This window comes from Xenorhabdus innexi, assembly GCF_002632485.1.
In the GTDB taxonomy this organism is placed as follows: Bacteria; Pseudomonadota; Gammaproteobacteria; order Enterobacterales; family Enterobacteriaceae; genus Xenorhabdus; species Xenorhabdus innexi.
This window is the reverse complement of record NZ_NIBU01000107.1, coordinates 1-6,248: the sequence shown is the minus strand read 5'-3', so window position 1 is coordinate 6,248 and position 6,248 is coordinate 1. Positions and strand designations below refer to the sequence as shown.

The window sequence follows — 6,248 nt, the reverse complement described above, 5'->3', positions numbered from 1 at the left end:
TCCAGACCGCAATCACCAGTAACAGCGCCGTTCGCAGGGCAAACTGGCTGAGGGTCTGATTACGCACGTTGTCATTCGCCCAGCCGTTCCAGACATCCAGCGCCGCCCAGGCTGCCCAGAGGAACAGCGTCGCGAAGAAAAAGCCGACACACACCAGAGACAGAAAATGAATATCAAAGTGTCCTGAAGCCGCCTCAAAGGCATGGCGCTGGGTCGGAGTCATTGCGGGTGTTCCTGACGATACTGACCGGATAACGGCGCGGGTTCGTCCGGCTGCTCGCGGGAAGGCATCAGATAATGTTCGATGCCGGTTCTGATGGTGTGGAGATCCGCACGGATACGGGCGTAATCAAAGTGATAGCGGGGCGGTTTTTCGCTCTCCGCGGGCGTTCCGGCAATACTGGCGCGCTCCAGCGCTATCTGTACCTGCTCAATCAGCCGCGTTGCGCTCGCCAGCTCATCGTTTTCGGCCGCCTGCACAAGGGGGACACACAATACCGTCAGACCCAGCAGACAGGCAGACCGAGACAGGGAAAAGCAACCACGCATACACACTCACCTCGTGATGGAATTCAGGATGCCGAGGATGCGGGGTTTTTTACGGCGGATCAGCAATAAACTCTTTATGCTTTGATGCAAATTAGCGACATAGTCTGACTAACTTATTGAATTAACGGTTTAACAATGAGTGAAAGGAAGAAAGCAACATGCTGCGGATTGATTTAAACGTCCCTGACGCGGAACACGAACAGGCACGGAAGCCGAGTGCACACTGGGATGCTGTTGAACAAATCGGGTATATCGATAACAGCATTGATCCGACGCCGTTTATCAACTGGCTGCCGTTCTATAATGTTCATGCGGACGCCCAGACTCAGACAGCCTACCCGCACTGTCAGGGAAACACCACAGTAACGGCTTTTATGCTGCCTGCCGGTCATCAGCGGCTGGAAGCGGACAGCCGCGATAAGCCCGACACCGAAATTGATTACACCGTGCAGGACTGTCCGGCGTTTTTGTTTTATCTTGCCGATCTTCCCACCCTTGTGTGCACGTGCTGCCCGGCTTTCACCACCGCCTGCACAAAGTTGTCTGCCAGCCACTGCAACGGCAGCACTGGATAAACCACTGCGAACACTGTGATGCGCCGCTGAATGATACCGACCTGTTTACCGAACCCGGCGGCGCGTTTTTTCCGGCGTCCAAAGCGCAGGCTGCAACGATTCGGCTGCATCGTATCGAACAGCCGTTTGTCGGCTATTGTGAAGATAGTTCACATGAACATGACTGCTTCGACCCAAAAAAAGCAACCGGGCCTGTCAGGCCTGTGACGGATTTGAGTGGATGACGCGGGTGGTTAATACCTCATCCCCATATCAGCATTAATTCAGCAAGATATGAGCGGCTATTTTGTCTGTTAACAGGTTATGAAAAATTAAATTTGTCATAATCTGACACGCCGCTTAATCTGCTTTTCTGCTGACACTGAAAAGCAAAACAAAAATAATTTTTGTCTTTCAGCGTTATAAACTTACTTTGATAGTAAAACTTGTCTGCAATGATTACATTAGGTATATGGCAAATACCTACTTCCAAACAAATACTTTAGTTCGTGTATGACTTGATATCATTTTATATTGCGTTTTACCATGGCCTAGACTAATAAAATAATTTGTGAAATATGCTTCTTTCTTCTAAGCGTTTACAATAAGCATTAATGATAGGATTTATATAACCCTCCTTATCTGGCACATATACTCTGAAATGGTCTTCAGCATTAGCAAAAAAAGCCAACTTAGGAATAGAGCGCATACTAACATTTCCAGAAAGCTCAATTTTTTTGTCTTTCATATATCTTTCTATAAGAATTTTTTTGACCCATTCTGCCACAAACCTTGAATTATTCTCCGTTATACTTCCTCTTCTATTGATTATACTAGCCAATACGTTTTTTATAATAAGTCCAAATACGAAGGCAAAACAAGCATCAGAAATAGACACTGCTCTAGCAGCAAGGATAAAATTATTTTGTCTATCCTGTATTTCTACTTTATCTCGTCCATTTATACTGGTTTGGTTGCTATTATTTAATTTATTAAGATCAGTTTGCTCAATTTGACTTTGCTCCCAAAGCACTGTTCCAACCATTCCTAAAATATGGCCAATCGATCCACCAAGGCCCTCGTTAATATATTTCAAAATACCATTTACACTAAAAAAGCCAGCATTCTTATATCTATCAGTTATTTCGTTAGGTAAATTTTCTAAATCACAATCATTTAATTGAACATTAATTTCTATTAATAAACTAATAGCTCTTTTCCAATCATCCTCATTACGTATATTCATATGAAATGTATTCATCGTTGTCATCAGTTCGTCTGGTTTTACAAGCTTCATTTTAGAAGGATCCAGAACAGTCAGTGCACATCCGGCTGCAGCTACAGTTACAGTTAAAGGTTGAAATTTGTGAGGTTCAGCAACAACAGGTAAAGATGTTGAACGCCGAATGAGTTGCAATCCAGTATCAGGAATTTGAGATGTTGAAGGCTGTAGATGTGAAGGTTTACGGTGACGAAGACCGCTTTCTATATCGTTATATCTATTTGGATTATTAAAATTTGAAGGCATGATACACCTCTACTAAAAACAGATTAATTTTCATTTAAATTAAACATCAAACAAATCTTATATTAAAAAATAACATACTGAATCAAAAATTATTTTTCTTTAATTAAAGACTAAACCATTTCCATTGAGATGCACGAAACATTAACTATGTCATTTTCAACAATCAATACCTCATTATTCATAATTTATTTTTTCATTGAGAACTAATGTACACACAATATACATAAGAATCATTAAAACTTAAAACATGACAATTAAAGCAGAGGAAAGATGACTATTTTATTTCATAATAAATGTTTTCGAACGAAATTGTAAAGCGCAAATTTAATATTATCTCTCAAACTCAATATCGTCTCTAATTAGTATCCTGACGCGCCGCTGTGCGGCTTGTCTGCTGACGCTGGCAGACAAAACAAAAAAACGTTTTGTCTGCCAACGTGCAGCGTTATCAGCTATATATACTTTTTAAACATCGAGGTGGTGATCACCACCGCCATGCCTAACAGTACGGCCGCCGGCAACAATATCACGGTAGGATACACCACATCCGGCCACGATAAATACAGGATACAGGGCACCGTGCAGGTCGGTTTTATTCCCCGTTTGGCATGGTGATAAACAAAACTCGATTCATACCCCGCACCATAGCGCCGCAAGTCCCGCCGTCCCAGCCCGTCGACCAGCGCAACCACGACCACCATCACAAACAGAGGCGCGGATAATAGCAGAATGGTCAGCCGGATCAGTGTTACCATTGTGATAAACACGGTCGCCAGCCAATATTCCTGCAAATGTGCCAACAGCCCCTGTAATACCGCATTGAATTCACGCAGAAAGTCATTATTGCGCTGAAACGGATAGTGTGACTGCCCCTGAACCCAGCGCATAAACCCACTGTCCACAAACAGCCACTGATACGCCTGTGCCAGCCAGGCCGGCACCGTTTGGGCGGGGTCTGACAACAGCAGGCTGCGGGTAAATTCCGTCGATAAAAATTGCAGCTCGGTGTTCATCATCGTCTGGCTGTGAGTCGCCCCCTGCTCTGACCAGAAAAACGTCATGCCGAGATATTCCAGTAACAGACTGAACAGCCACGACATCACCCCAAAGCCGATAAGCTGCCACGGCCATTCCCATAACACACGGTACAGCAGACCGGGCTTGCGGGGTGGCTGAGAAGGCTGGCGGGCGGAATTTTCTGACTGTGCCATGAGCGGTCACCCCCCCTGCTCTGTCCACCAGTGTTCACTGGTGCGGTAGTGCCGGCGCATCTGGTCGGCAATGTGCTGCAAACTGGCCGGCATCAGGGCATCATCGTCATCGCCGGTGGGCAACGGCATGCGGATTTTCCACAACTGCCCGCCTTCCAGCAGTGCGAACGCCTGCCCTTTCGGCAGGTTAATCATTTCGGCGGGTGTAATCAGTGGGGTTTTGACGGTGCCGACCCTGTCCTGAGTGGACGAGGTAAAATCCTGCCCCTGCTCGACATCGGCAATATCAGAATGCCCGGAGACCAGTGTCTTGCTGTAGATTTCTACTTCCGGCAACTGACTGGTCAGTAGCTCCGCCGTCCGGCTATCCCGTACCCGCAGCATAATCAGGGTGTTAAAGTTCCCCACCACCTGCGCGGTTTTGGCCGGGCTGCCGATACGGGCTTCAATATCAGAGGAGGTCTGGGTGTATGCCGTGACCTGCATCCCCGCTCCGCCGCCTTTGTTAATGAGCGGAATAAATTCATCGCCCATCAGTTCGTTAAACTCATCACAATGCAGGTTAATCGCCAGCTTACCGTCATGACGAACCGGCAAGCCGGCGTTCATGCCGTATTTGTAAATCTGCCCGGCCACACTGACCAGATCTGCAAACATACTGTTGCCCACGGCTGAGGCCACATCGCTGTCAGACAGCGCATCCAGCCCGATATAGACAATGCCGTTTTTGCGGATCACCTGCTCCCAGTCAAAGATGGGCCGCAAATCTGTCATATTGAGGTAATCCGGCGATAACAGTTCCGCAATTTTGCCGGTGGTCAGTTTTTCCAGCAGCGGCAGCAGGGACGCCACAATTTTGTCAAAATAGGTCCGGTCATAACGTACGGCCGACCGTAGGCCATCCAGAATCGGGTCATAAAGTTGCTTACCGGCGTCAGAACTCAGGGTCATTTCCATCGCCCAGAGCCGGAGCGCATCGGGTTGCCCCTGCATATTGCGCGGAATGTCTTTTTCTTTCAGGGTGCTGAGGGAATGATGGATTTGCGCCAGCAGCGCCGGTTGCCGCTCTTCCATCACCCGGGTGGCATAGCGCTGATACAGTTCGCTGATATTATTGACGTAGCGGGTGATCAGCTGGTAATCCGGCCGGTGCCCCAGCGCCACCAGAGCACGGGCAACAATATTGACAAACCGCCAGGCAAATTCACGGAACGCGGCGCTGTTGCCTTCCCCGCTGAGCTGCCCGGCCAGACGGGAAGCCACTTCGGATACCCGGCCAAACCGTCCGACCGCGTTATACCGGGCTGAAATCTCCGGCCAGCCCAGATGAAAGAGGGACAGTTCATTGCCGCGACCGGCCCGGTGCGCTTCGGCCCAGATGCGCCTTAACAGGTCAGCATCCCCTTTGGGATCAAAAACAATCACCACCTCGCCGCGCCGGATATCCTGTGTTATCAGCAGCTCAGCCAGCCGGGTTTTGCCCACCCGGGTCGTGCCCATCACCAGCGTATGCCCGACCCGTTCGCGCAGGTCCATAAACACGTCCGCCTCCTGGGGCTCAATGCCGTGGAGGGCCGGATTGCCGCCCACCGGCGGCAGCGGGCGTACCGGATTGAAGGGGGAGTCTTGACGTAACAACCCAGAGAAGGCCGGCCAGCGGTATTCGGTTGTTCGCTCCAGAGTGCGGGCAAACTGATAAGCCCGAGACGGCTGTACGAATCGTTCCACTTCCGGTCGCCGTGTATCCTGCAAACGCTGGGTATGTTTCTGCTGCCAGCGAAAGCCCCGACCCAGAAACAACTGCCGGTGACTGACGGGAATATGCTTTGTGCTCATCTGATAACGCGGCAGGCGGCGCAGATTCCGGCGATAACGGATAACCTGCATGCCCTGCCATGTGCGCAGTATCGCCAGGACGGCAAATCCGCCGCCCATAACATAGCCGATCGAAGGTGCCAGGGCGATGGCCCAGGGTGCCCGGAGACAGACAAACGCCGCCACGGCGGAAACCAGCGCCGTATTCAGCTCAACGGCAGGACGCAGCAGGGCTTCCACAACATAACGGCGGCTCATGGTGATAACTGCTGAGCAAGTCGGGTTTCGGTGATCAACACCGGATAGTGTTGCAACTGCAACCGACGCGCCAGTTCAGTGCCGGCAGCCGGTGACAGCAGTAAATCCGGTACTAATGCGCGCAGTGCCTGTAAGCCCGCCCTGTCCCTGACATTCACCACCAGACCCACAGCATGTAGTTTTGTCAATGTGCCGGCATTCTGGCTTAACCACTGGTGTGAAGCGGGATCATCGCCAATCAGAAACAGGGCGCCAATCCCCGGTAGTTGCAGAGGTCTGCTGTCAACTTTGCCCGGTGTCAGTGCCGGTGTTTTAACGGGTAACATGGCGGCT

At 49.9% G+C, this 6,248-nt stretch carries 8 protein-coding genes; 2 read left to right on the top strand and 6 right to left on the bottom strand.

Going from position 1 to position 6,248, the window contains the following annotated elements:
• The coding region (locus Xinn_RS19665; RefSeq protein WP_099137772.1) for a TIGR03758 family integrating conjugative element protein at positions 1 to 223 on the bottom strand (223 nt) is incomplete at its 3' end.
• Positions 220 to 549, bottom strand: a complete 330-nt coding sequence (locus Xinn_RS19660) for an integrative conjugative element protein, RAQPRD family (protein ID WP_086954001.1) — start codon at positions 547 to 549, stop codon at positions 220 to 222. The genes Xinn_RS19665 and Xinn_RS19660, both read right to left, overlap by 4 nt.
• 158 nt (positions 550 to 707) lie before the next feature.
• On the opposite strand from Xinn_RS19660, the gene Xinn_RS22950 reads away from it, so the two are divergent.
• Both Xinn_RS22950 and Xinn_RS22945 read left to right on the top strand, forming a co-directional pair.
• Entirely contained in the window at positions 708 to 1,124 is a 417-nt protein-coding gene (locus tag Xinn_RS22950; RefSeq protein WP_244590274.1) for a DUF5710 domain-containing protein, read from the top strand.
• Positions 1,055 to 1,348 carry a hypothetical protein gene (locus Xinn_RS22945; RefSeq protein ID WP_244590273.1) on the top strand — a complete coding sequence of 98 codons (294 nt, stop codon included), beginning with the start codon at positions 1,055 to 1,057 and terminating at the stop codon, positions 1,346 to 1,348. The genes Xinn_RS22950 and Xinn_RS22945 overlap by 70 nt, the downstream gene beginning before the upstream one ends.
• A gap of 311 nt (positions 1,349 to 1,659) precedes the next feature.
• Here Xinn_RS22945 and Xinn_RS19650 read toward each other — a convergent pair whose 3' ends face one another.
• The 4 genes from Xinn_RS19650 to Xinn_RS19635 all read right to left on the bottom strand — a co-directional run.
• Positions 1,660 to 2,631, bottom strand: coding sequence for a hypothetical protein (locus tag Xinn_RS19650; protein ID WP_086954002.1), 972 nt, complete (start codon positions 2,629 to 2,631; stop codon positions 1,660 to 1,662).
• 452 nt (positions 2,632 to 3,083) lie between these two features.
• Complete coding sequence (locus Xinn_RS19645; protein ID WP_086954003.1) at positions 3,084 to 3,842, bottom strand: TIGR03747 family integrating conjugative element membrane protein; 759 nt, start codon at positions 3,840 to 3,842, stop codon at positions 3,084 to 3,086.
• A gap of 6 nt (positions 3,843 to 3,848) precedes the next feature.
• Positions 3,849 to 5,915, bottom strand: a complete 2,067-nt coding sequence (gene traD, locus Xinn_RS19640; protein ID WP_099137771.1) for a type IV conjugative transfer system coupling protein TraD — start codon at positions 5,913 to 5,915, stop codon at positions 3,849 to 3,851.
• A partial coding sequence (locus Xinn_RS19635) for an integrating conjugative element protein (RefSeq protein WP_153043420.1) occupies positions 5,912 to 6,248 on the bottom strand: 337 nt, incomplete at its 5' end. The genes traD and Xinn_RS19635, both read right to left, overlap by 4 nt.